This is a genomic window from Psychroserpens mesophilus (genome assembly GCF_000826645.1).
Taxonomy (GTDB): domain Bacteria; phylum Bacteroidota; class Bacteroidia; order Flavobacteriales; family Flavobacteriaceae; genus Psychroserpens; species Psychroserpens mesophilus.
In genome coordinates this window covers 283,270-309,021 of sequence record NZ_JXJP01000003.1, presented here as the reverse complement: position 1 = coordinate 309,021, position 25,752 = coordinate 283,270, and the positions used below count along the sequence as shown (strand labels likewise).

The 25,752-nt window shown below is 33.6% G+C and carries 25 protein-coding genes; 20 read left to right on the top strand and 5 right to left on the bottom strand.

What is annotated here, in order from left to right:
- Window positions 1-167 precede the first annotated feature (167 nt).
- The 3 genes from TD18_RS05270 to TD18_RS05260 all read left to right on the top strand — a co-directional run bounded on the left by TD18_RS05270 (window position 168) and on the right by TD18_RS05260 (window position 2,847).
- Complete coding sequence (locus TD18_RS05270) at window positions 168-1,121, top strand: PhoH family protein (RefSeq protein ID WP_040249466.1); 954 nt, start codon at window positions 168-170, stop codon at window positions 1,119-1,121.
- A gap of 156 nt (window positions 1,122-1,277) precedes the next feature.
- Window positions 1,278-2,228 carry a phosphoribosylaminoimidazolesuccinocarboxamide synthase gene (locus TD18_RS05265; protein WP_040249463.1) on the top strand — a complete coding sequence of 317 codons (951 nt, stop codon included), beginning with the start codon at window positions 1,278-1,280 and terminating at the stop codon, window positions 2,226-2,228.
- A 4-nt stretch (window positions 2,229-2,232) separates the two neighbouring features.
- On the top strand, window positions 2,233-2,847 hold the full coding sequence (locus tag TD18_RS05260; RefSeq protein ID WP_040249783.1) for a MarC family protein: 615 nt from the start codon (window positions 2,233-2,235) through the stop codon (window positions 2,845-2,847).
- 51 nt (window positions 2,848-2,898) lie between these two features.
- On the opposite strand, the gene TD18_RS05255 is transcribed toward TD18_RS05260, so the two are convergent.
- Window positions 2,899-3,987 carry a heparan-alpha-glucosaminide N-acetyltransferase domain-containing protein gene (locus tag TD18_RS05255; RefSeq protein ID WP_052461049.1) on the bottom strand — a complete coding sequence of 363 codons (1,089 nt, stop codon included), beginning with the start codon at window positions 3,985-3,987 and terminating at the stop codon, window positions 2,899-2,901.
- An 88-nt stretch (window positions 3,988-4,075) separates the two neighbouring features.
- Between TD18_RS05255 and TD18_RS05250 the strand changes: the two genes are divergently transcribed.
- The 12 genes from TD18_RS05250 to TD18_RS05195 all read left to right on the top strand — a co-directional run bounded on the left by TD18_RS05250 (window position 4,076) and on the right by TD18_RS05195 (window position 17,520).
- Window positions 4,076-5,443, top strand: a complete 1,368-nt coding sequence (locus TD18_RS05250) for an alanine/glycine:cation symporter family protein (protein ID WP_040249459.1) — start codon at window positions 4,076-4,078, stop codon at window positions 5,441-5,443.
- 81 nt (window positions 5,444-5,524) lie between these two features.
- Window positions 5,525-5,944, top strand: a complete 420-nt coding sequence (locus TD18_RS05245) for a transposase-like zinc-binding domain-containing protein (protein ID WP_040249457.1) — start codon at window positions 5,525-5,527, stop codon at window positions 5,942-5,944.
- 107 nt (window positions 5,945-6,051) lie between these two features.
- On the top strand, window positions 6,052-7,296 hold the full coding sequence (locus TD18_RS05240) for a hypothetical protein (RefSeq protein WP_040249455.1): 1,245 nt from the start codon (window positions 6,052-6,054) through the stop codon (window positions 7,294-7,296).
- A 12-nt stretch (window positions 7,297-7,308) separates the two neighbouring features.
- On the top strand, window positions 7,309-7,569 hold the full coding sequence (locus tag TD18_RS05235; protein ID WP_040249453.1) for a DUF4212 domain-containing protein: 261 nt from the start codon (window positions 7,309-7,311) through the stop codon (window positions 7,567-7,569).
- A 30-nt stretch (window positions 7,570-7,599) separates the two neighbouring features.
- Window positions 7,600-9,375: a sodium:solute symporter family protein gene (locus tag TD18_RS05230; protein WP_040249450.1), complete on the top strand. Its 1,776-nt coding sequence runs from the start codon at window positions 7,600-7,602 to the stop codon at window positions 9,373-9,375.
- Between the two features lie 156 nt (window positions 9,376-9,531).
- Window positions 9,532-9,726 carry a hypothetical protein gene (locus TD18_RS05225; RefSeq protein ID WP_040249447.1) on the top strand — a complete coding sequence of 65 codons (195 nt, stop codon included), beginning with the start codon at window positions 9,532-9,534 and terminating at the stop codon, window positions 9,724-9,726.
- Window positions 9,719-12,409, top strand: a complete 2,691-nt coding sequence (locus TD18_RS05220) for a sensor histidine kinase (RefSeq protein WP_040249443.1) — start codon at window positions 9,719-9,721, stop codon at window positions 12,407-12,409. The genes TD18_RS05225 and TD18_RS05220 overlap by 8 nt, the downstream gene beginning before the upstream one ends.
- A 17-nt stretch (window positions 12,410-12,426) precedes the next feature.
- On the top strand, window positions 12,427-12,792 hold the full coding sequence (locus TD18_RS05215) for a response regulator (RefSeq protein ID WP_040249441.1): 366 nt from the start codon (window positions 12,427-12,429) through the stop codon (window positions 12,790-12,792).
- 50 nt (window positions 12,793-12,842) lie between these two features.
- On the top strand, window positions 12,843-13,067 hold the full coding sequence (locus tag TD18_RS05210) for a hypothetical protein (RefSeq protein ID WP_040249438.1): 225 nt from the start codon (window positions 12,843-12,845) through the stop codon (window positions 13,065-13,067).
- Complete coding sequence (locus TD18_RS05205) at window positions 13,064-14,968, top strand: AMP-binding protein (RefSeq protein WP_040249436.1); 1,905 nt, start codon at window positions 13,064-13,066, stop codon at window positions 14,966-14,968. The genes TD18_RS05210 and TD18_RS05205 overlap by 4 nt, the downstream gene beginning before the upstream one ends.
- Before the next feature lie 2 nt (window positions 14,969-14,970).
- Window positions 14,971-16,878 (top strand): acetate--CoA ligase, encoded by a 1,908-nt coding sequence (acs, locus tag TD18_RS05200; protein ID WP_040249434.1) that lies wholly within the window; start codon window positions 14,971-14,973, stop codon window positions 16,876-16,878.
- 9 nt (window positions 16,879-16,887) lie between these two features.
- Window positions 16,888-17,520 (top strand): DUF2306 domain-containing protein, encoded by a 633-nt coding sequence (locus tag TD18_RS05195; RefSeq protein ID WP_040249431.1) that lies wholly within the window; start codon window positions 16,888-16,890, stop codon window positions 17,518-17,520.
- On the opposite strand, the gene TD18_RS05190 is transcribed toward TD18_RS05195, so the two are convergent.
- Both TD18_RS05190 and TD18_RS05185 read right to left on the bottom strand, forming a co-directional pair.
- Complete coding sequence (locus TD18_RS05190; RefSeq protein WP_040249428.1) at window positions 17,504-18,151, bottom strand: 3'-5' exonuclease; 648 nt, start codon at window positions 18,149-18,151, stop codon at window positions 17,504-17,506. The genes TD18_RS05195 and TD18_RS05190 overlap by 17 nt on opposite strands.
- The gene (locus TD18_RS05185; RefSeq protein WP_040249426.1) at window positions 18,151-20,052 is read right to left on the bottom strand and encodes a DUF294 nucleotidyltransferase-like domain-containing protein; all 1,902 of its coding nucleotides are present in this window, start codon (window positions 20,050-20,052) and stop codon (window positions 18,151-18,153) included. The genes TD18_RS05190 and TD18_RS05185 overlap by 1 nt, the downstream gene beginning before the upstream one ends.
- A gap of 138 nt (window positions 20,053-20,190) precedes the next feature.
- On the opposite strand from TD18_RS05185, the gene TD18_RS05180 reads away from it, so the two are divergent.
- The 3 genes from TD18_RS05180 to TD18_RS05170 all read left to right on the top strand — a co-directional run bounded on the left by TD18_RS05180 (window position 20,191) and on the right by TD18_RS05170 (window position 22,947).
- Window positions 20,191-21,141, top strand: a complete 951-nt coding sequence (locus TD18_RS05180) for an NAD(P)H-dependent flavin oxidoreductase (RefSeq protein WP_040249423.1) — start codon at window positions 20,191-20,193, stop codon at window positions 21,139-21,141.
- Between the two features lie 85 nt (window positions 21,142-21,226).
- The gene (locus TD18_RS05175; RefSeq protein WP_040249421.1) at window positions 21,227-22,498 is read left to right on the top strand and encodes a hypothetical protein; all 1,272 of its coding nucleotides are present in this window, start codon (window positions 21,227-21,229) and stop codon (window positions 22,496-22,498) included.
- A 128-nt stretch (window positions 22,499-22,626) separates the two neighbouring features.
- Window positions 22,627-22,947 carry a YtxH domain-containing protein gene (locus tag TD18_RS05170; protein ID WP_040249417.1) on the top strand — a complete coding sequence of 107 codons (321 nt, stop codon included), beginning with the start codon at window positions 22,627-22,629 and terminating at the stop codon, window positions 22,945-22,947.
- Here TD18_RS05170 and TD18_RS05165 read toward each other — a convergent pair.
- Both TD18_RS05165 and TD18_RS05160 read right to left on the bottom strand, forming a co-directional pair.
- Window positions 22,944-23,516 carry a GNAT family N-acetyltransferase gene (locus TD18_RS05165; protein WP_040249414.1) on the bottom strand — a complete coding sequence of 191 codons (573 nt, stop codon included), beginning with the start codon at window positions 23,514-23,516 and terminating at the stop codon, window positions 22,944-22,946. The genes TD18_RS05170 and TD18_RS05165 overlap by 4 nt on opposite strands.
- A 9-nt stretch (window positions 23,517-23,525) precedes the next feature.
- Complete coding sequence (locus TD18_RS05160) at window positions 23,526-24,161, bottom strand: alpha/beta hydrolase (protein WP_040249412.1); 636 nt, start codon at window positions 24,159-24,161, stop codon at window positions 23,526-23,528.
- A gap of 40 nt (window positions 24,162-24,201) precedes the next feature.
- Here TD18_RS05160 and TD18_RS05155 point away from each other — a divergent pair, with 40 nt between their 5' ends.
- Window positions 24,202-24,627, top strand: coding sequence for a PaaI family thioesterase (locus TD18_RS05155; protein WP_040249409.1), 426 nt, complete (start codon window positions 24,202-24,204; stop codon window positions 24,625-24,627).
- A 1-nt stretch (window position 24,628) separates the two neighbouring features.
- Complete coding sequence (locus TD18_RS05150) at window positions 24,629-25,744, top strand: chorismate-binding protein (RefSeq protein ID WP_040249406.1); 1,116 nt, start codon at window positions 24,629-24,631, stop codon at window positions 25,742-25,744.
- The last annotated feature ends 8 nt before the right edge of the window (window positions 25,745-25,752 follow it).

Below are 25,752 nucleotides of genomic sequence, written 5' to 3'. Positions count from 1 at the left end.
AATGTTTATCAAAACTGTTAAAAACTAATCAATATTTTAATCTTAGGAAAACCTAATGAGTTAAATAGTTTAATTATTTTTGGTAGAGATGTTATGAAATGAGCCTCATTTTTTCTCATCACAAAACTAATAAAAGAAAACAGATTAATTTATAAATCGAATAGCTTTTGAACGAACTTATTTTAGAACTAGAAGAAATTACTCCAAAAGAATTTTTTGGAGCCCAAAATGCCAATATTAAAATACTCAAAGAATACTTTCCTAAACTTAAAATTGTTGCCAGAGGCAACAAAATTAAAGCCTATGGTGATGAAGACTTGCTTGAAGAATTTGATCGTCGTATGAACATGCTTATGGAACATTTTGGAAAGTATAATAAGCTTGACGAAAATGTCATAGAGCGTGTATTAACAAGTCAGAGTAGCGACGATTATACAACATCTACTCAAAGTGGCGAAGCCATAGTGCATGGTGTTAATGGTAAAATTATTAAAGCACAAACGGTAAATCAACGGAAGCTGGTTGAAAGTATGCGTGTCAATGATATGGTCTTTGCTATTGGTCCTGCTGGAACAGGAAAAACCTATACAGGTGTTGCTTTGGCTGTAAGAGCCTTAAAAAATAAAGAGGTCAAACGCATTATATTAACACGTCCTGCTGTTGAAGCTGGTGAAAATTTAGGATTTCTTCCTGGTGATTTAAAGGAAAAACTCGATCCCTACATGCAGCCTTTGTACGATGCACTTCGTGATATGATTCCCGCAGAAAAATTAGCGAGTTTTATCGAAAATGGAACCATTCAAATTGCACCTTTGGCGTTTATGCGTGGACGAACTTTAGATAATGCCTTTGTGATTTTAGATGAAGGTCAAAATACGACGCATGCACAAATGAAGATGTTCCTGACACGTATGGGAAAAAATGCCAAGTTTTTATTAACTGGTGATCCTGGTCAGGTCGATTTGCCACGACGAACCATTTCCGGACTCAAAGAAGCTTTACTCGTACTTAAAAATGTAGAAGGCATTGGCATGATTTACCTCGACGATAAAGATGTGATTCGTCATAAATTGGTCAAGAAAGTCATTGAAGCTTATAAGAGTATTGAGAATAGAGATTAATTTTTTAATTTGAAGCTCATCCAGCTTTCGGCAGTCGCTCTCTGCGAGGAGCTCCAACAAATGCCTTAATCTGGGCTAGGGCTTTATCGTTAGAAAATATATTTTATTTATAATTTTGACACCTAAACACCTAAACACCTAAACACCTAAACAATAATGAGTAACACCATCATAGCATCCAATTTTAATTTTCCTAACCAGAAAAGTGTTTACAAAGGAAAGGTCAGAGAAGTGTACAATATCAATGATGAAGAATTGGTGATGATTGCCACCGATCGTTTATCGGCTTTTGATGTCGTGATGCCAAAAGGAATTCCGTATAAAGGGCAAATTCTAAACCAGATTGCGACAAGTATGATGAAAGCGACTGAAGATTTGGTGCCTAACTGGTTAACAGCAACACCAGATCCTAATGTGGCTGTCGGTCATTTATGCGAGCCATTTAAAGTTGAAATGGTCATTCGTGGTTATATGTCTGGTCATGCGGCTCGTGAATATAAATCTGGACGACGATTGTTGTGTGGTGTAGAACTGCCAGAAGGCATGAAAGAAAATGATAAATTTCCTGAACCAATTATTACACCTGCAACCAAAGCAGAAATGGGAGACCACGATGAAGATATTTCAAGAGAAGATATCTTAAAACGTGGTATTGTTTCTGAAGAAGATTACTTAGTTTTAGAAGATTATACACGTAAACTCTTCCAGAGAGGAACAGAAATCGCTGCTTCCAGAGGTTTAATTTTAGTAGATACCAAATACGAATTCGGAAAAACGAAAGAAGGCAAAATTGTCTTAATTGATGAAATCCATACACCAGATTCATCGCGCTATTTTTATGCTGATGGTTATCAGGAACGTCAGGATAAAAACGAACCACAAAAGCAATTATCAAAAGAATTTGTGCGTCAGTGGTTAATTGCTAATAATTTTCAAGGACTTGAAGGACAAACCGTTCCTGAAATGAGTGATGATTATATTGAAAGCGTTAGCGAACGTTATATCGAACTCTATGAGAATATTATGGGAGAACCTTTTGTTAAAGCTGATGTGACTGATATTCATAGTAGGATAGAGGCTAATGTTTTAGAATATTTAAAACAATAAAATGATTGCGGCCATTATAACCAAAATTTTCTTTTTAATAGCAGTAATCGATCCGCTTGGGTCAGTTCCGGTTTTTCTTGAAGCTACAAAACAATTAGACCAGAAGCATAGGAAGAAGGTGGCCATCCGAGCATCCTTTATTGCATTTCTTATTTTGTTGTTTTTTATTGTAGTCGGACAATTAATTCTTGATGGAATGGATGTCACGTTAGACGCGTTTCAAATTTCAGGAGGTGTCATATTATTTCTGTTTGCATTAACCATGATTTTCGGAGAAGGTAAGCCAGAATCTGAAAAACATTTAATCAACGATTACAAACATGTTACAATTTTTCCAGTCGCAATACCATCAATCGCATCACCAGGTGCTATAATGGCTGTCGTTTTGTTAACCGATAATAACATTTATCCAATTGAACAGCAAGCTATTACCACAGCATTAGTCTTTATTGTGATTATGGTTACTATGCTAATTTTACTGACAGCAAGTCTTGTACAACAACGAATCGGAGCTTACGGGATTACTGTAATTAGTAAGGTGATGGGCCTGATCTTAGCTGCTTACGCTGTGCAAAGTATATTAAGTGGACTCAAAGATTTTTTTGTAGTGCTAAAATAAGGTTCTAATAAGCACAACACAGAACAGGATTTAGAAAAACGCTATGAATATTCAATGTCTTATCGTTTTAATCAATCGTCTTACATTTTTATAAATAAATGCATTAGTCTTCACGTAATAAAAGGAAATAAGACAAACTATAATCATAAAACTCACAGCTCCAAATATTGCTTCTGTTGGTGTTAACGATTTGGAAAAGAAATGTTTTAAACCAATTCCAGTAAAGCTTCCGTAGATAATCATAAAATGTATGACATAAATCGATAAGGTTTTTTGTCCGATTTTTCCAATAAGTGATCCCTTCAAAAATGGTTCTGCTGCATAAAAAACGCCAAATAATACGAGTACGTTTCCGAAGTGTGTAAACAAGTAATTATAATATGCAGACGATTTGAACACTTCAATATCTGTCCAGTAATACAGTCGCATTAAAAACCAGGACGAATATTCAATGAATAAGCTTCCGAAGATAAAAAAGCAAACCACTGTAATCAATCGGAATCTGTTTCTGTGGACGTGTGAAAAGAAAACAGTCGCCAGAAATCCACCAAAAGCTGTAAATCCAAACCATGGTAAAATTGTAAATATTGAACCGTTAGCTTTCGTCATATAATTGGCAAATAATTTTGGGATATGGCTCAAATCTAAACTGCGATATAGAGGCTCGTATAAAAAACTTAAACATCCCAAAATTAGCAGCAACAGGGATAATATTCGAACATGTTTCCGAAATAAAACATAACAGCCAATAAGTATAATAAGTGATAATCCAATGCATTGTAGCACATCGATAACGAATACATAGCTATGGAATTCACCGCTAAACCAGCCAAAAACATTGATACGCAAGGCGTAACCAATCAGAATGAGTAACAAACCTCTGTATAAGCCTTTTTTAATCCTTGAATAATCATTGCCTTTATCTTTTGCTCTTAATAACAGATATAAAAAAACCAATCCAGAAATGGTGAAAAATGTTGGCGCAGTAATGCCTCTAAAATACGACCAGATCTGGTAAGCTAAATTAGTTTCATCTCTGTAAATCGGATTTAAAAGCGTATCGATAAAATGCCCTTGAAGCATCATCAAAATAGCGAATGCACGTACAGCATCAATGAAGAAAAGTCGGTTGCTATTCAAAAAGTTGGTTTTAAAAATTAAAGATACTTTATTTTTTAAGGATTGCTAAAACTAAAATAATATCTTAGAGGAGTTTTTATAGGAATTCATGGAGCAACTCAATCTTTTATCTGAAAAATTCTCATCATTAGCTTGGGGAATTCCTTTATTAATTCTACTCATTGGAGGTGGATTATATCTTTTAATTCTGTCACGTTTTTTACCATTTCGTTTTTTTGGACATGCCATACAAGTCTTAAGAGGAAGATATGATAATCCGAATGATTCAGGAGAAATAAGTCATTTTAAAGCACTCACAACAGCCTTGTCATCAACGATTGGTATGGGAAATATTGCTGGAGTAGCATTAGCGATTTCTATTGGAGGACCAGGAGCGATGTTCTGGATGTGGATTAGTGCAATTATTGGAATGAGTACTAAATTTTTTACATCAACTTTGGCAATCATGTATAGAGGTAAGGATAGCAATGGCGATTTGCAAGGTGGACCTATGTATTTTATTCGTGAGGGTTTAGGGAAAAACTGGCAATTTCTTGCTGTAATGTTTTCTATTTTCGGAATGCTAGGCGCTTTACCTGTTGTTAATGTCAATCAGTTAAAACAAGCTATTAATGATATTATTTTAATTCCGAATGGCGTAGAAGTGACTTTATCTTCTAATTTGATGATAGCAGCAATTCTGGTGATTTTGACTTCAGTAGTCATTTTGGGTGGATTGAAACGTATTAGCACAATTGCTTCTAAAATGGTGCCCTCGATGGTGCTTTTATATTTCGCTTTAGTTGTAATTATTTTAATTATTAATCGTACTGAAGTTCCGAAATATGTATTACTGATTTTTACAGATGCCTTTGAAGCCAATTATATTAATGGAGATGCTGTATTTGGTGGAACTTTAGGAGCCTTGTTAATATTAGGAATCAAACGAGGAGCATTTTCAAATGAAGCTGGAATAGGTACAGCTCCAATGGCTCATGGTGCAGCAAAAACTAATGAACCTGTACGTGAAGGCTTAGTTGCTATGTTAGGCCCAGTGATCGATACATTAATCGTTTGTACATTAACTGCATTAGCCATTTTAGTCACAGGTGTATGGCAAACTACAGATGACAATGGTGTAAGTTTAACGGCTTCAGCGTTTCAAGATGCAATGCCTTATGGTCAGTATTTATTAATGATTTGCGTATTTATATTTAGTATGTCATCCTTGTTTTCTTATGCTTACTACGGAACGAAATGCATGTCTTTTTTAATTGGAGCAGATAAGAAGCACTATTATAATTATCTCTACATTTTGAGTATAATTCTTGCAGCGACGACCTCGTTTAGTACAATGATAAATTTTATAGATGGTATTTTCGCCTTAATGGCGATTCCTACGATGTTGTCTACTATTATATTGGCTCCAAAAGTTGTGAAAGAGATTAAAGCCTATCGAAAACGCATGAAATCTTAAAAAGACCTATACTTTTTAGTTATATCGTTACGATTTGTATTAATGTTGCTAATTTAATATATTTATGCTAAATTAATATATATGACTATAGATTTATGTCCAAACTGTGGATCTGATCATTACATCAAGAGTGGAATTATTAATAACCGTCAACGTTATAAATGTAAAAAATGCAATTATTTTTTTACTGTCAATAAAATTGGAAAGAAGATTGACGATTATTACGTAAATAAGTCGCTTCAGTTGTATTTAGAAGGATTAACCTACCGTGAGATAGAACGTATTCTGGGCATTTCTCATGTCAGTATCATGAATTGGGTCAAGAAGTACAATATCAAACGACCTTACAATACCAACTACCACCCAACTTATAAAATTCTCAATGCTTCTGAACTTGGAAATTACTTCCAAAATTCACAAAACATAAAAGGTGCTGGTGTTGTAGTAACCGAATTAGGAGATAAATTTATGTTGATTAAATGGGAACGTTTCAAGGATTAGTATATTTATTTAGCATTTAAATATAGTTATTTTTAGTTAGAACATTGTTTTTCAGAGCTTAGTAGTGCACACAAAACCAATTCATTACTAACTAACACATGTAAACAATGAAAAAACAATCCCTTGTATTGATAGGTCTTTTTTTTCTAACCTTTCAATGTTTAACTGCTCAAGGTTCTCCAGATTATACAGGAGGACTCAAAGTAAAACTAAATGAAGATGGCTCTAAATACTTTAGAATCATCTCATGGGCTCAGTTTTGGGCTCAACATAATTCAGATCGTCCTTTAGATGCCAATGGCAATGAACAAAGTGAACTTAACTTTAGTATGCGAAGAGCTCGTGTACTCATGTATGCTCAGATTAACAAAGACTTTTTAATTCTAACTCATTTTGGTTTAAACAGTCTGAATGCTGATAATATGTCTCCTGTCGGTACAGGTGATAACTCACAATTGTTTTTCCATGACGTTTGGGCGCAATACAGTTTGAGCGATAACCATGCCATTGGTGGTGGTTTGCACTACTGGAATGGAATATCGAGGTTAAACAATCAAAGCACTTTAAACATGATGACGCTTGATAATCAGAGACAAGCCTGGGCTACTATTGGTTTATCCGATCAGTTTGCTCGTCATATGGGTGTGTATTTAAAAGGAAAATTCAAAAAATTTCAATACAGAATTGCGGTTAATGAAGCAATAACGAATAATTTACAAGCTTCTGCTGTTCCAGTAAATAGTGGAGCGGCTATTTATTCAGGAAGACGATTACTAGGTTCAAAAGATGCTGGTAAAACCTACGCTGGCTATTTTGATTATCATTTCTTAGATGAAGAATCTAATTTTTTACCTTATAAAGTGGGAACCTATTTGGGTGGTAAAAAGGTTTTCAATATTGGAGCAGGTTTTTTCTTGCATCCAAATGGTTCGGTTATAGCTGATAGTAACGGTGAGTTATCTGGTGAAAGTGTTTCCATTTTTGCATTCGATGCTTTTTATGATGCACCATTGGGTGACAAAGGAGCTGCAATTACGGCCTATGTCCTTAGCCAGTTTAGTGACTACGGACAAGATTTTACTCTGGGAACAACGTATGAAACTGGCTCCTTATTACATGCTCATTTGGGTTATGTGTTTGCTTCAGAAAGTAAAACGAAATTTCAGCCTTATGTTCAATTTGACAACAGACAAATTGATGCCATTGATGACCAGGCAACGTCTTTTGGAATAGGAGCCAATGCTTATTTCAGTGGACACAATTCTAAACTATCTTTAGAGTATTTCAATACCAAATACGGAGCTAATGATGCTGTTGGAACTCTAACACTTCAAGCAATGATTTATCTATAAAAACCAACTATTATGAGTGAAAAACAAAAACATGCAACAGCGTATTGGAAGGAAAATATAAAGTACCTGTCCATACTATTATCAATATGGTTTATAGCATCTTATGGATGTGGAATCTTATTTAAAGAAGAACTCAACGAATTTAGACTTGGTGGTTTTAAACTAGGTTTTTGGTTCGCACAGCAAGGTTCGATATATGTATTCGTAATTCTCATATTTGTGTATGTGAGATTGATGAATAAACTCGATAAAAAATACGGTTTCGACGAGTAACCCTTAACTAATTTAAAAAAACAAAACATTATGAGTGTACAAACGTGGACTTGGATATTAGTAGGGATTACGTTCGCCCTATATTTCGGAATTGCAATTTGGGCCAGAGCTGGTTCAACTAAAGAATTTTACGTTGCAGGAGGAGGAGTTTCTCCTTTAGCTAACGGAATGGCTACAGCTGCAGACTGGATGAGCGCTGCATCATTTATAAGTATGGCTGGATTAATCTCATTTATGGGTTATGATGGCTCAGTATTTTTAATGGGATGGACTGGTGGTTATGTGCTTCTCGCATTACTGTTAGCACCTTACCTTAGAAAATTTGGAAAATTTACAGTACCCGATTTTATTGGAGATCGCTATTACTCTAACACGGCTAGAACTGTAGCCGTTATTTGTGCTTTAATTGTATCGTTTACTTATGTCGCAGGACAAATGAGAGGTGTAGGAATTGTATTTTCTCAATTCTTGCAAGTTGATATTAATGTTGGAGTTATTATAGGAATGACAGTAGTTTTAATATTTGCATTTTTAGGCGGAATGAAAGGAATTACCTATACGCAAGTTGCTCAATATTGTGTTTTAATTTTTGCATTTATGGTGCCTGCTTTTTTCATTTCAATGCAAATGACCGGAAATATCATCCCACAAATTGGAATGGGAGGAACTGTTGAAGATGGAACTTTTTTACTGGATAAATTAGATGCACTACACACACAACTAGGCTTTAACGAATATACAAGCGGAACAAAATCAACTTGGGATGTTTTTGCTATAACATTGGCTTTAATGGTGGGTACCGCTGGATTACCTCACGTAATTGTTCGTTTCTTTACGGTTCCTAAGGTGAAAGATGCTCGTAAATCGGCTGGTTATGCGTTATTATTAATCGCAATTTTATACACAACAGCTCCTGCCATTGCCGTTTTTTCAAGAACTAACCTTATAGAAACTGTAACAGAAACTGAGTATAAAGAGATTCCAGAATGGTTTAAAAACTGGGAGAATACGGGTTTAATTGCTTGGTCTGATAAAAATGGAGATGGTAAAATTCAATATGTGGCTGGAAGTGCTTTAGATGGTAAAAAACCTGTATATACTGATTCAAGAGGTGTACATGGTGAACGAATGATTTCAAATGCAAGTACTGCTAGCAATGAACTCTATGTTGATCGTGATATTATGGTATTAGCAAATCCTGAAATTGCAAATCTACCCAATTGGGTCATAGCTTTGGTAGCAGCTGGTGGATTGGCAGCGGCTCTGTCTACAGCAGCAGGATTATTATTGGTTATTTCAACGTCAATCTCTCATGATTTAATCAAAAAACAATTGAAGCCTAATATTTCTGAAAAAGGAGAATTAATGGCAGCTCGAATAGCTATTCTAGTGGCTATCATCATTGCTGGACTCTTCGGAATATATCCACCAGGATTTGTCGCAGCGGTCGTCGCTCTGGCTTTTGGATTAGCAGCAGCTTCATTTTTTCCGGCTATTATCCTCGGAATTTTTGATAAACGAATGAACAAACAAGGAGCAGTTGCTGGAATGATTGTAGGTATAATTCTCATGTTATTTTACATGATTAGATACAAAACAGGTTTGATTGGAGTTATGGATGCCAGACCAGCCAGTGAATGGTGGTTTGGAACATCACCAGAAGGATTTGGAACTATTGCTATGCTAGTAAATGTCGTGGTTTCTGTAGTTGTTTCTAGATTAACACCAGCACCTCCACAAGATGTTCAAGATATGGTAGAGAGCATAAGAATTCCTTCAGGAGCAGGAGAAGCTTCTAGTCATTAATAGACTCTTAAGATTTTTTAATCATTAACATCTTAGGAATATTAGTTAGTTAGAAAATCAGCGTTACTTAATTGTAATGCTGATTTCTTATATTAGTTGAAATATTTAAAGTTGCTTTATTATAATTTTGCAAGCATAAAATAATTACAGGAATCCATGAAAAAACGTCATGAACAAAAATTAGTAGTATTAGCTATCGCATTGCTTATACTATTTAATATTCCTATTGTATTAATATATAATCATGAAGGTGTTATTTTCGGAATTCCTACCTTTTATTTTTCAGTATTTTCGATTTGGTTATGCTCAATAATTATTTCATATATCGTATTAAAACGTCACTATGAATAATTATCTACTTGTTTTTATCATTATCATTTATTTGGCAGTGTTATTCTATATTGCTTTTCTTGCTGAAAAGAAAAAACAAAGTAAATGGGTTAACAATCCTTATGTGTATACCTTATCATTAGCAGTATATTGTTCTGCATGGACCTATTATGGCAGTATTGGGATTGCCGCAAACTCTGGAATTGATTTTCTGCCAATTTATTTAGGACCTGTCATAGCTGCTCCTTTATGGATTCTTGTTCTTAGAAAAATAATTAGAATTTCTAAACAACATAAAATTTCATCTATAGCTGATTTTATTTCCTTACGTTACGGAAACCATAAGTTCCTTGGTGCTTTGGTTACGTTGATTTGCCTTTTCGGTACAGTGCCATATATCTCGTTACAATTAAAGGCAGTGTCTGAAACATTTGAAATTATGGCTGATGAAACCAGCTATATTTCAACAACGATACTTGATGACTCTACATTTTATGTTGCCTTATTGTTAGCCGTTTTTGCAACTTTTTTTGGAACTCAAAATACTGATGCATCAGAAAAACATAAAGGGATCATTGCATCCGTAGCTTTTGAATCCATATTGAAACTAGTATTTTTTCTAATTATTGGTATTTACATCACATTCTATCTATTTGATGGAACTTCAGATATCTATAATCAAATTTCTGTACTGGACAACTTTAAATCTTTAACGACTCTAGATGGCGTTGAAGATGGATTTAATTGGTTCTTTATGATTGCATTGTCCTTTATGGCTATTTTTTTATTACCAAGACAATTTCAGGTTGCTGTTTTGGAAAATAATCGTGAAAAACATTTAAAAAAAGCCATATGGCTATTTCCGTTATACTTGTTATTATTTAACGTTTTTGTAATTTTTATTGCTTGGGCAGGAAAGCTAACCTTTGGTGATTCTTCAAATGCTGAATACTATACGCTCTTATTGCCACTTCAAAATGAGAATACATTTTTAGCAACGCTTGTTTTTTTAGGTGGTTTTTCGGCAGTAATCTCTATGGTAATTGTTTCTACACTGGCATTATCAACTATGGTGAGTAATAACTTGATCATTCCATACGGATTTTTAGATAAGTTTATTAAAAACCAACCTGAGCGTAATTCAAAATATATTAAGAACATACGAAGAGTTTCTATTTTCACAATTATTATAGTCGCCTATGTCTTTTACGTTTCATTTTCAAAAGAATTGTCTTTGTATTCTATTGGGCTAATTTCATTTGTAATTATAGCTCAGTTAGCACCTTCATTTTTTATAGGATTATTTTGGAATCGTGGTTCATCAAAAGCGACTATTATCGGTATGATTTCTGGTTTTGCAATAGCAATTTATACGCTAGTATTGCCATTTGTAATTAAAGCATATACTGGTAGCGACGATTTTGTTCAGAATGGAATACATGGTATTACTATGCTTAAACCTTATGCTTTGTTTGGAATTGATTTTTTGAGTCCTCCAGCACATGCCTTTTTTTGGAGTATGACTGTCAATATCATGTGCTATTTGTTGTTTTCCTTGATGTATAAAGGTCATTACAGAGAGCGAAATTATGCAGAAATGTTTGTCGATAGTAAAAATTTCACGACACTTCAAGATAGTGCTTTGGTCTGGAAAGGGGAAGCTTATGTGGCTGATATCAAAAGTGTTTTAATTCGGTTTTTGGGTGAAAAAAGAGCAAATCGTGCTTTGAAAATTTTCTTTACCAAATATAACATGTCTCCTGATACTCAAATGGCTGATGCAAGACTTATTAATTTTTCTGAAAAACTTTTGACTGGAAGCATCGGTAGTGCATCCGCAAAAATATTAATTGATAACGTAGTTAAGGAAGAACAAATTAGTTTGGTTGAAGTTTTGAAAATTCTGGAAGAGTCTAAAGAAAACATTGTAAATAATAAGATTTTATTGGAAAAATCAACGGAGTTATCACAACTATCTTTGAAATTAAAAGATGCTAATGAAGAATTAATATCAAAAGATAAGCAAAAAGATGAATTTTTAGATACTGTGGCTCACGAATTAAAAACACCCATTACAGGTATTCGTGCAGCAACAGAGTTATTGATGGATGAGGATGACGATATGCCTAAAGACATAAAAATTCAATTTCTAAAAAACATACTTCAGGATTCAGATAGGCTAGGACGCTTGATTAATAATATTTTAGACTTTGAAAAATTAGAAACAGGTCGATTGAATCTCGATATTCAACGCTATGATCTTCAAAAAACAATTAAGAAAGCAATGTCCAGCATATCGCAAATAGCCGCTAAAAAAGATATTAGTATAGTAAATAAAAATACGCATAGTTTTAAACTAAGTTATGATGAAGATCGTATTCTCCAGGTATTAACTAATTTAATTTCAAATGCTATCAAATTTTGTGAACCAAAAACTGGAAAAATCGCAGTAGATTACAAACTTGGAAATGAACATGTAGAGATCTCTGTAACCGATAATGGTAAAGGGATTCCTAATGAAGACCATGACTATATTTTTGATAAATTTTATCAGTCTAAACATCAAAATACAGTCAAACCTCATGGAAGTGGATTAGGCTTGGCTATAACCAAACAGATAATAGAAAAACATAATGGTAAAATTTGGGCTCAAAAAGATGTAAAAAATGGCGCAAAGCTTGTTTTTACGTTACCTTTTAAGTAAATTGTATTAAATTTTTTATGAGGAGAAAAATTTTAATAGTTGACGACGAGCCAAACATAGTGATGTCGTTAGAATATACCTTTAAAAAACAAGATTTTGAAGTGTATATTGCTAGAGATGGAAGTGAGGCCTTAGAGATTTTAAAGCATGAAATTCCAGATGTTGTGTTGCTGGATATCATGATGCCAAATGTAGATGGTTATCAAACGTTAACTTATATCAGAAATTTAAAAAGTTTAGAGCACACTAAGGTTGTGTTTTTAACGGCTAAAAATAAAGCTTCAGATATTGAAAAAGGTTTAAAACTTGGAGCAGATAAATATTTGACTAAACCGTTTTCAGTAAAAAAAATAGTTTCAGAAATTCTTGAACTACTCGATTAAATTTTGGTTTTGTGTGCAAACAAACTAATGTTTAATTAAAGTTTTAAGACATGAAATTTTATATCAATCCTTTAGCGTCAGATATCATTATTTGTATCTATGCCGTTGCTACGCTATATCTCAGATTTAAATTTGAAAATGATGCCAATGTAAATCCTGGACTATCGATAGTCATGGGCATATGCTTTGTAGTCATTATATGGGCACTCATTAAATTAAAAGTATTAAATCCAAATTGGTTTGGCTTGCTAAACTCTAAAAAGCTAAAGCCATGAATTATCAGGAATTTTATCAAAAAAGTATTCAAAATCCTGAACTATTCTGGAAAGATCAATCAGAAGCATTGGAATGGTTTACACCTCCAAAAACTATTTTGTCAAAAGATAAATATGACTACTATCAATGGTTTGAAGATGGCGAACTCAACTTAAGCTATTTGTGTATTGATAAACATATTAAGGATGGCTTTGGCGAACAAAACGCCATCATTTATGATTCACCAGTAACGAATGTGAAACAATATATAAGTTTCAATAAATTACACTTAGAAGTATCAAAATTGGCTGGTGGACTTCAAAGTATGGGACTCAAAACAGGTGATGTTTGCATTATTTACATGCCTATGATTCCACAAGCGCTATATGCTATGTTAGCATGTGCCAGATTGGGTATTATTCATTCGGTTGTTTTTGGTGGTTTTGCGCCTCATGAGCTCGCTATCAGAATTGATGATTGTAAACCGAAAGCGATAATTACGGCATCTAGTGGTATTGAAATAGAACGGATTATACCTTATAAACCTTTTGTTGATGAGGCCATCCTAAAGTCACATTATAAGCCTGAACATGTTATCGTTTTTGACAGGCAACTTGGTGTTGAAATACCAAACAAATCATATGATATTGATTATACCACATTAGTTGAAAAATCGCCTTCAGTTGAAGCGGTGTCATTAAAGTCAACACATCCATCTTATATTCTATATACTTCAGGGACCACAGGAACACCTAAAGGAATCATAAGAGATACTGGAGGTTATGCTACTGCACTGAAATTTTCAATGAAATATATCTATGGCGTTGATGAAGGTGATACATTTTGGGCAGCGAGTGATGTTGGTTGGGTAGTAGGCCATAGTTATATCGTTTACGGACCTTTATTACATCGGAATACAACAATATTATTTGAAGGAAAACCGATAAAAACACCGGATGCATCTACCTTTTGGAGAGTAATAAGTGAACACAACGTAAAAGTTATGTTTACTGCACCAACAGCTATTCGAGCTATAAAAAAAGAGGATCCAAATGGTGATCTTTTGAAACAATTTGATATGTCATGTTTAAAATATCAATTTTTGGCAGGAGAGCGTTGTGATGTTGCCACATTAACATGGACTCGACAGCATTTAAATGTTCCGGTAATAGATCATTGGTGGCAAACTGAAAGTGGTTGGCCTATGTTGGCCAATATGGTAGGAATAGAATTGCAGTCCGTTAAACCTGGGTCAGCTGGTTTTCCAGTTTGTGGCTATGATATTCGAATTTTAAATGAAGATGGCGAAATAGCAGCTAATGGGGCTGAAGGCTATGTAGCCGTAAAGTTACCTTTACCTCCTGGAACCTTATCTAATCTTTGGGGAAATCCTGAGCGCTTTAAATCAGGTTATCTTAATCGATTTGATGGCTATTATTTTTCTGGAGATGGAGGCTATCAAGATGAGGATGGTTATGTGTTCATTACTGGACGAGTAGATGACATCATAAATGTAGCAGGACATCGATTGTCAACTGCTGAAATGGAAGAAGTTGTAGCATCTCATAATTCAGTTGCAGAGTGTGCTGTCTTTGGTATTCATTGCGATTTAAAAGGGCAAAAGCCACTCGGACTCATCGTATTAAAATCTGGAGTTACTTCAACAGAAAAAGACATTCAACAATCAATAGTGCAATCGGTAAGACATGAAATAGGAGCTGTAGCTTCATTCAGGGATGTACTCGTTGTAAATAGATTACCAAAAACGCGAAGTGGTAAAATTCTTCGTAAATTATTGCGCAATATTGCTGACGAACAGCAATACAATATTCCATCAACCATTGATGATGTCACTATTATAAACGAAATAAAATCAATATATCAAATCCACAATATTGGGATTCATAATTTAAAAAAATAACCATGAGTAATTATCATATTAAACATCTAGAAGAATACTACCAAGTTTATAGAAAATCTGTAAGGAATCCTGAAATATTTTGGGAAGAAATTGCAGAAGAACATTTTATGTGGCGAAAAAAATGGAACAATGTTTTGAGTTGGGATTTTACAAAGCCGGAAATTAAATGGTTTGAAGGTGCTCAACTTAATATTACCGAAAATTGTATAGATCGTCATTTAGCAGTAAGAGGTGAAAAGACAGCAATTATTTTTGAACCTAATAGTCCAGATGAAGAAGCCCAACATATCACATATAAACAGTTACATGAAAAAGTTTGCCGGTTTGCGAATGTTTTAAAAGCTAAAGGAATTCAAAAAGGTGATCGTGTATGTATCTACTTACCAATGATACCTGAATTGGCTATTTCTGTTTTAGCATGTGCAAGAATTGGAGCTATACACTCCGTTGTTTTTGCTGGATTTTCTTCAATCGCTTTAGCAACAAGAATTAATGATTCAGATTGCAAAATGGTAATTACTAGCGATGGTTCTTACCGAGGTTCTAAAACCATTGATTTAAAAGGAATCGTAGATGAAGCTTTAGAGGATTGTGATTGTGTAGAATCTGTATTAGTAGTAAAACGCATCAATTCTGATATTCCCATGAAAGAAAATCGTGATTACTGGGTACAGCCACTACTTGATAATGCATTATCAGATTGTCCTGCAGAAACTATGGACTCTGAAGATCCATTATTTATTTTATATACGTCTGGTTCTACTGGAAAGCCTAAAGGTATGGTTCATACAACTGCTGGTTATATGGTCTATACGGCTTATACCTTCAAAAATGTATTTCAATATCGTGAAGAAGATGTATATTGGTGTACTGCAGATATAGGTTGGATTACAGGACACAGCTATATTGTTTATGGTCCTTTGTGTAATGGAGCAACAACGGTCATGTTTGAAGGTGTTCCAAGTTATCCTGATTATGGACGATTTTGGGATATTGTAGACAAACACAAAATCAATCAATTTTATACAGCACCAACAGCCATAAGAGCATTGGCTAAAGAAGGTGTTGAACATTTAGAACATCATGATTTATCATCATTAAAAGTTTTAGGAACTGTTGGTGAGCCCATTAATGAAGAGGCTTGGCATTGGTATGATGACAACGTTGGAAAGAAAAAATCACCAATTGTTGATACTTGGTGGCAGACCGAAACAGGTGGAATTATGATTACACCAATTGCTTTTGCAACACCAACAAAACCAACGTATGCAACTTTGCCTTTTATTGGGATTCAACCTGCTTTGATGGATGAGAACGGAAACGAAATAAAGGGCAACCAGGTTGATGGTCGATTATGTATAAAATTTCCTTGGCCTAGTATTGCCCGAACTATTTGGGGAAATCATCAACGTTATAAGGACACGTATTTCTCTGCTTTTAAAAATATGTATTTTACAGGAGATGGTGCATTACGAGATGAAGTTGGCTATTACAGAATAACAGGTCGTGTAGATGATGTGATTATTGTGTCTGGACATAATTTAGGAACAGCACCAATTGAAGATGCTATCAATGAGCATCCGGCTGTTTCTGAAAGTGCAATAGTAGGCTTTCCACATGATATTAAAGGCAATGCACTTTATGGTTATGTAACTCTAAAAGAAACAGGAGAAGATCGAAATCATGATAATTTAAGAAAAGAAATTAATCAAATTATTACAGAACAAATCGGTCCTATAGCTAAATTAGATAAGATTCAGTTTACCCATGGCTTACCAAAAACACGAAGTGGTAAAATTATGCGTCGAATTTTACGCAAAATTGCTGGTAAAGATATGAGTAATTTAGGAGATACCAGTACACTTTTAAATCCGGAAGTAGTTCAAGATATTATGGATAATGTTTTGTAACTTTGGCTAATGACCAAAAAAATCGCTTTTATAATTTTTGCAGGTTTCTGTATTTCAGTTGGTTTATATCCTTTGATATATTTTCTAATTGATCCAACATTTGGCTTGCTAAATTCTAAAAGCGATTTATTATTAAATGATGGTATTTGGAACATTGCGTTCTATGCACACATATCTTTAGGAGGATTAGGCCTTTTGATTGGTTGGGCCCAATTCAATAAAAAACTTAGAAAAAATAATGTTAATTTGCATCGTAATATTGGAAAAGTCTATCTTATTTCAGTACTAATAAGTGGATTTTCAGGGTTATATATTGCTTATTTTGCTACAGGAGGTATGGTATCCACGCTTGGTTTCTCGATTCTTGCAATTGTATGGATATATACGACGCTTAGAGCTTTTTTAGAAATTAAAAACCAGAGTGTAAAAAAGCATCAAAAATACATGATTTATAGTTATGCAGCTTGTTTTGCTGCTGTGACCTTGAGAATTTGGTTACCTATATTAACGGCACTTCTTCAAAACTATATAACCGCTTACCGAATTGTATCTTGGTTATGTTGGATTCCAAATATGATCGTCGCATTTTATATAGTAAAGCGAGAAAAATTGAATAACGCTTACATTAGAACCAATGCATAAAGTCTTTCAGTTTTAAATTTTTACTTTTTTTCTTTAATAAACTTGAGAGTTTTAAAAATATCAAAGCAGTTAGAAAAGCATCGCCTGAAGCAGTATGCCTGTCGTGCATTCTGATGTTAAAAGTGTTACACAGTTCGTCTAAACTGTAATGCTTATGATCTTTAATATATTTTGTTTTTTGATACAATTTTCCAGTATCAATAACTTTATTCTTCAGTTTCGGTAAGCCCATACGTTTAAGAGCTTCATTCACCATAGCAATATCAAAGGCAGCATGATGTGCCACTAAGACAGAATTCTTGATATGTGCTAAAAAAGCAATAATAGCATCTTTTTCTTCTAATTTTGTAATGTTTCCAGCTTTAAGTAAACCATGTATTTGAACTGTGTCTTTATTAAAATGTTCTTGCTTTACATAGCATTCCAGACTATCATAGACATTAATTTCAAAAGCTTGAACAGCAACAGTTCCAATAGAAATGATTCGGTCAGATTTAGGGTCTAAGCCTGTCGTTTCTGTATCAAAAACTACAAAACGCACTGCATCTAAATCATTAATTTTATGATTAAATGCTGCTTTATAATGTCTATAAAACTTCGGATATTTTAAATCTCTTTTAAACCATTTCATTACAATAATTGAGATAATTTAAATCTAATTTTAACAAGTTCTTGAATGTCTTTTACGGGTTTAAAGCAACCTTTTAATTTTAATCTATCGTTTTTATTTAAATTCTTAATATCAATAAAACGACCTGAATCGTTACGTTTTAACCCGTGTTGTGTTCTAAATCGCAATAAAATTCTAAAGGCATTAATACAAGAATCATAGAGATCTTTATTTTGAGGTTCTAAATCACCTAGTTTTTTGTAACGAGCCATAGTACTGTTAATGTCTTTAATTTCATGTGATAAAATTAATAATCTTGCAGCATCGACTAATGGCATAATTGCACGAGCTTTAATATCAAATTGATCTTTGTGGTCACCTGAATCCTCAACTAGAAAGTTTCTAAAAAAACTTAAAGGAGGAGGGTTTCTTAAAGCATTTCGACCCATAAAGTTTAAAAAGATCTCATAGTTGTCAATCGCTTCAAATATACTATCAGACATTTGATCAACAAGGTCGTGATTTCCAAACACAAAATCGTAATCGAAGAAAATGTTACAGAGCAGTATTTTATCTTCATCAGGATGTGTAATCCAGTTTTTAAATTGAGCTTTCCACTGCGAAACAGACAAACACCATTTAGGATTACTAGCCATCATTTCAGCAGGACAAAATTCAAATCCAACAACATTAAGTTTGTTGTTGACGGCCTTTGATAATCTTAAAAAATATGATTTTACAACTGCATCATTTTGTACATTTTCATAAACTAAGGCATTATCCTGATCTGTTAAAAGTAATTGTTCTTTTCGACCTTGACTACCAATCGCTAACCAGGCAAAGCTCGTGGGTAATTCTTCTTGTAATTCATCAATACTCAATTGAATACATCGTTTAGTAATGGCATCATTGATAGCAGAAATGATATTGGTTATAAATCCTACAGGAATATTTTGTTCAATATAATTCTTCATTAACAATTGTGCTTTTTGCATAATCATTTGCAATTGATTTGCGGAGCTTGCACGTTTAATTTCTTTTATAAGCACGGAAGGATTATTACCATGAATTACAATTATATCGTGTTCTGATAAAATTCCTACTAATTCAGAATTAATAGTGCCATCTTTAGTAATACATAAATGTGATATGCCATGATTTAACATAGCTATTTGTGCTTCAGCCACTGTGATATGTTTTGGAAACGTAATCACAGGAGCGGACATGATGGCTGTAACATGTTCTGAAATATCATGTTTTCCTGTCGCAATTTTATGTCTTAAATCTTTATCTGTAATTATACCAATTGGTCGATTGTTTTCTGTAATAATAATTGAGCCAATATTGCTCTGACTCATAATAACTGAAGCTTCTTTTATGGTAATTATCGGTTGACAAGTTATAGGATTTTTAGAGAATGAAGCTGATTGCACTTCAGTAAAACTTGATGCATTTGGCTGTAATATGGTTTCATTTGCAAAAAGTTTACCTTTATTTTCACTAGAATATGGATGTCTTGTATTAGTTGCAAAACTTGCCAGTATAAATTGATTTGCTTGAAGATTATTTATAATAATATCATCAATTGATTTTGCAGGAATACCATAAATAATACTTTCTTCTTCAGCAATGGCATTGAGTAAATAAAGATCTTTACGAATAACGGCACGTAAACCAAAAATATCACCTTCATCACATTCGTCTATTAAGGTATTGTCACTGTAAAGGCCAACAGCACCATCTTTGACCACATAAAAGTAATCATGTAAAGCTTCATTTTGTTTAAAAATGTGGTCTCCTTTTTCATAATAAAGTACTTTTATTTGAGTCGAAATATGTAATAGTTCGTCATAACTTAAATAATCAAAAGGTGGAAAGCCTTTTAGAAAGTCTAAAATACGTTCTGCAATGGTGTTCGTCATCTTACTAATTTATGTAAAATAAATCGTTTAATAGCTGAGTTATATCAGGTATTTTAACTTAAAAAATCTATATTTAAAATTGAAAAATTAAAATTATGCACGCATAGTATTTTTTATATCTTTACAAAAAACTCACGTATGTCATCTACAAAACTTACTCAGCTTTTACATATTAAATATCCTATTATTCAGGCTCCAATGTTTTTAGTATCAAATGTAGCTATGGTTAGAGAAGCTATGCATGCTGGTATTGCTGGCTGTATTCCTGCTTTAAATTATCGTACGTTAGACGAGTTAAGGGCAGCTATTAAAGAATTGAAGAAGGCAAAAGTGGAAGGTGGATCATTTGGATTTAATTTGATAGTTAATAAATCTAATTTAAAATACAAAGGTCAGTTAGAAGTGCTTTGTGAAGAAGGTTGTGATTTTATTATTACGTCTTTAGGTAGTCCTGAAGAAACGATCAATCAGGCGCATGCAGCAGGAATTAAGGTATTTTGTGATGTTACCGATTTGAAATTTGCAAAAAAAGTTGAAGTTTTAGGTGCAGATGCCGCAATTGCAGTCAATAATGAAGCAGGTGGTCATCGAGGGAATTTATCACCTGAAAAACTCATTAAACTTTTAACTGAAAACTTATCAATTCCTGTGATTTCTGCTGGTGGAGTTGGTTGTAAAGCAGATATTGAAAAAATGCTAAGTTTTGGTGCCGAAGGTGTTTCAGTGGGTAGTCCTTTTATAGCTTCAGTTGAAGCTGGAGTTACTGATGAGTATAAGCAGGCTTGTGTAGATTATGGCGCTGACGATATTATTATGACCGAACGTATTTCAGGAACACCCTGTACAGTGATTAATACGCCTTATGTTCAAAAAATAGGAACCAAAGCTACCTGGTTAGAAAACATGCTGAATAAAAATCGTAAACTCAAGAAATGGGTGAAAATGGTTCGGTTTTCAATTGGAATGAAGGCAACCGAAAAAGCCGCAAAAAAAGCCACCTACAAAACAGTTTGGGTTGCAGGACCTAGTATTGAGCATACAAAAGAAATTTTACCAGTGAAGGCTATTGTTTCAAACTTAGTAAATTAGTCGAGGATATAGGTTAATCCTATAATCTTATGGATTAATCAAGCATTTATATTTGCAGTACTTTTGTTGTCATAATAGCAATTTTATGAAACGATTATATTACATTCTCTTTGGTGTTTTTCTTGTATTTATAGTCTTAATCTATTGGTCAGTATCGAGTACTTCAAAAACTTTTCAGACCTGTAACATAGCCAATTCTGTAGCTATAGATAGTATTGATTTTAAAGCGCATGATTCTGTATTAATTGCTGCCAGTACATTATACGCAGCAGATGAGGTCAAAGCTTTGATGCAAGGTAATCAGTATAGAGAGGTTTGGTCAACACCAGTTATGGTTCCTATTGTTTTTTTGGACACGCTTTATGGAGGCATGACGATAGTAAAAGAAGGCGGAGGCAAGCAAACGCATTCACTGCGATTAAAATCTAAAAAAGGTATTGAATATACCTTGAGAAGTGTCAATAAAGATCCAGAACCATTAATTCCCGAATTTGCTAAAACGTTAGGTCTTGAAAATATTGTGGTTGATGGAATTTCTGCACAACATCCATATGCAGCTTTAGTTGTTGCTCAATTATCTGATCATGCAAATATCATCAATACGAATCCTAAATTGGTGTTTGTGCCTAAGCAAAAGCAATTACAAAAATATAATGAAGCGTATGGTAATCGACTATATCTTCTTGAATTTGAAACGGAAGGCGATATCAACTGGACGCATTTAGAGGCAATCGATAAGTTAGTAGATACTGAAACATTACAGGAAATGAAACTTAACTTAAGAAATGAACTTTCAATTGATAAAAAGGCCTTAATAAGAGCACGTCTTTTTGATTTTATAATTGGTGATTGGGATAGGCATGCTAAACAATGGGGTTGGGCAGTACAAAAAAAAGAAAATAAATACATCGCAATTCCAATAGCAGGAGATAGGGATAATGCTTTTTTTAATCCTGAAGGACTCATCCCAACAGTGTTGTCAAATGAATATGTAATACCTGAATTAAGACCATTTAAAGAAGATATCGATTTTATGGAAGGCTTAGTCTATCCGTTTGATCGTTATTTTTTGATTGATACACCTGAAGAACTATTTATGTCTGAAGCCAGATTCCTTCAAGAACAACTTACAGATTCTGTGATTCAGACGAGTATGAATATTTGGCCTGAAAGCGTTGCAAAACTTAGTGAGGAATCGATTGTAAAGAAAATCAAGCATAGAAGAGATGATTTAATAACATATGCTAAGCAGTTTAAATTTGAAATTGATAAACAAGGTTTAGTTAAAACAACACTCAAAGGATCTGATGATATTGAGTTTACCGTCGGCTTTATAAATTGTTTCGAATGTCTATAATTTGTAGATTTTAGTTTTAAATCTTCATTAATATTTTTGAGTAAGTCATTGATTTAAAGTTTGTTTGTAACAAAAATACATGTTTTGCGACTTATAATTAAAACACGTTTAATTTAAAAAAAATAGTTATGATTCATAAAGGAGCACTAGTACTTGGCGTACTAATTGGAGCAGCAGCAGGAGTTTTGTTAGCACCTCAAAAAGGAAATGATACAAGAGAAAAACTCAAGAAAGAAGGTAAACACATTAAGAATCAATTGTCTAGTGATTTGAAAGAAGTAAAAGAAGATGTTTCAAAAGCCGCAGCTTCAGGTAAAGAAACTTTAAAACAAGAAATTAAAGACATGGCTTCTAAAACTAGTTACAAAACAGAACAGGCCATTACATTTTTAGAAAAGCAATTGGCCATTTTAAAAGAGAAAAATAAAACGCTTCAAAAGACGAGCTAAAGGCTTTTAAATACTGTTGATTTAATATTTGGCCATTCTTCTTTTAAGATACCATAACAACACGTATTTCGTCTGTAACCAGCATTCATTAAGGTGTCTTTTCTTAAAATACCTTCTAAAGTTGCGCCTAATTTTTCAACAGCTTTTCTCGATTTTTGGTTGCGATCATCTATCCTAAATTCAACTTTTTCAAATTCAAGGATTTCAAAGGCATACTGAAGCATTAAGAACTTCATATGTGTATTAAGTCCGGAACCTTGAAATTCATGACCAATCCATGTCCATCCAATGTGCAAGACTTTGTTTTCCCAATTAATTAATCCAAATCTAGTGCTGCCAGCATAAGTCTGTTTTAGTTTGTCATAGATGATAAATGGAATTACTGTTTTCTTTTGAAAACCATCTAAAGCAACTTCAATATAGGTTTCAAGTTTTTCTGGAGTGGAGATATCACTTGGCGAAAAGTAGATTAAATTTTTTTCCTGAGCGATACTTATTAAGTGATGATAATTATCTAGTGTTATTGGCGATAATTTTACACATTCGTTTTCTAAGGTTGGTGTTTTCATTTTACGATATTATACTAGTGTTTCAATCAATTTAACATTGACATTGTGATTGCCATCAAACGGTTTAATTTTCAGATTTTTACCAAATAGAGATTTAGCTCTTTTTGTTTCATAGATGATGCGTTCTTCATCTAAAAATTCATCTTCAGTACCATAAATCAAGGTTACCTTAGCATTTAAAAAATTAAAATCATTAGGCATTAATTCTTTAGGAATACCTCCAGAATGAATCACGAGCTGACTGCATTGAAGTTTCCGTTTTGCAATATATCTCATGGCCACACTTACACCTTGAGAATAGCCTAAAATGATTAAGTTTTTATCTTTTGGAATAGATTCGTTTTCAAATACAGCATCAAAATAGGTCATGATATTTTCTGTCTCAACCAACGTATTTTCCTTTGTTAGCCAACTCGCGCCAACATGTTTAAAATTTGGCGCCTGATAATACTTACTTTGTGCCTGAGGTGCGATGATATAATTTTCATCAGAAGAAAGTCCTTTAAAATATTGAATAAAATAGCGACTCAAATATCCCATGCCATGACACACAAACCAAATGTTTTTGGTGGTATTGGTAAGTTTGTTTAGAGTAGAATAGCTGTTGTTAATGGTATAATAAATTTCGGTCTCAGTAGATTTCATTTCGTATTTTTGTTAGCGACTTTAAAAATACAGCAATTCTATGCAAAAATCTAAAGAAGAGGTATTGGCTCAAGCCAATTTAGTGAGTAAAAACACATTAATGGAAACACTTTCAATTGAGATGGTAGATTATGGCGAAGATTTTTTAGTGGCAAGAATGCCTGTGACACCAAGAGTACATCAACCAGATGGTGTTTTACATGGAGGTGCAACAGCAGCTTTAGCAGAAAGTGTAGGAAGCTTTGCAGCACATATTTTTATTGATACAGAACATTTTTTCGTTCGTGGGCTAGAAATCACTGCCAACCATTTAAAAAGTATTAGCGAAGGTTTTGTATATGCTAAAGCGACATTTATTCATAAAGGAAGAACAACTCAATTGTTAGATATTAGAATCACAGATGATGCTAATCGATTGATATCTATATGTAAGTTATCGACTATTTCGCTTCCTAAACAACAGTAAAATGAATTCAGACGATTTCTTTTTAAATCTAGAACATCATTTCAAAAGTAGGCTGCCTTTTGTAGCGTACAGAAAGCCAAACAATATAGTTACTAAGGCCTTTCTTCAAAAAACTACTGATTTACATGTAACCCAATACTTTCAAGAAAGCGGATTTGTATTTGCTCCATTTGATGATTCCAATCAAACTGTTTTAATGCCTTTAGCACAGTGCGAAGTACTTACTTGTGAATTAGAAATGAATACTTCTGAAAAACACTATTCCAATAGTAATCAAACCAATGATGAAGACAAGGCGTTTCATGTAAACCTGGTAAATAAAGGTATTGATGCCATTAAAAAGGGACTTTTTCACAAAGTAGTGCTTTCCAGAAGTGAAACTGTTGATGTTTCAGAAAACATTTCTATATCAGTTTTTAAGCAATTGTTACAAACCTATACCAGTGCTTTTGTGTATTGCTGGTATCATCCAAACATTGGCTTGTGGTTGGGAGCCACTCCGGAAACTTTGATCAGTGTTACAGGAAACCGTTTTAAAACTATGGCTTTGGCTGGAACACAAGCTTATTTAGGTATACAGGATGTTATTTGGCAAAAAAAAGAACAAGAAGAGCAACAATATGTTACAGATTATATCGAAACACAGCTAAAATCTTTAGTGAGTGATTTAAAAATTTCCGAAACTCAAACAATAAAAGCTGGAAACCTTTTGCATTTACAATCAAATATTTCTGGGATATTACATACAGATTTACATTCTGTTTTAAAAAAGCTACATCCAACTCCAGCGGTTTGTGGATTACCAGTAGAAGAAGCAAAAACATTCATCCTCAAAAATGAATCGTATAACAGAAATTATTACACCGGATTTTTAGGAGAACTTAACTTGAAAGAAACAACTTCAAGAAATACCAAAAAACGTAATGTCGAGAATAATGCATACAATTCCATAAAAACGGTGAGTCATCTGTTTGTTAATTTGCGCTGCATGCAAATTAAAACTAATGAAGCATTTATCTATGTTGGAGGTGGCATCACTAAAGATTCTAATACTGAGCTTGAATGGCAGGAAACGGTTTCAAAAGCTGAAACAATGAAGCGTGCTTTGATGTCTTAAAAGAGACA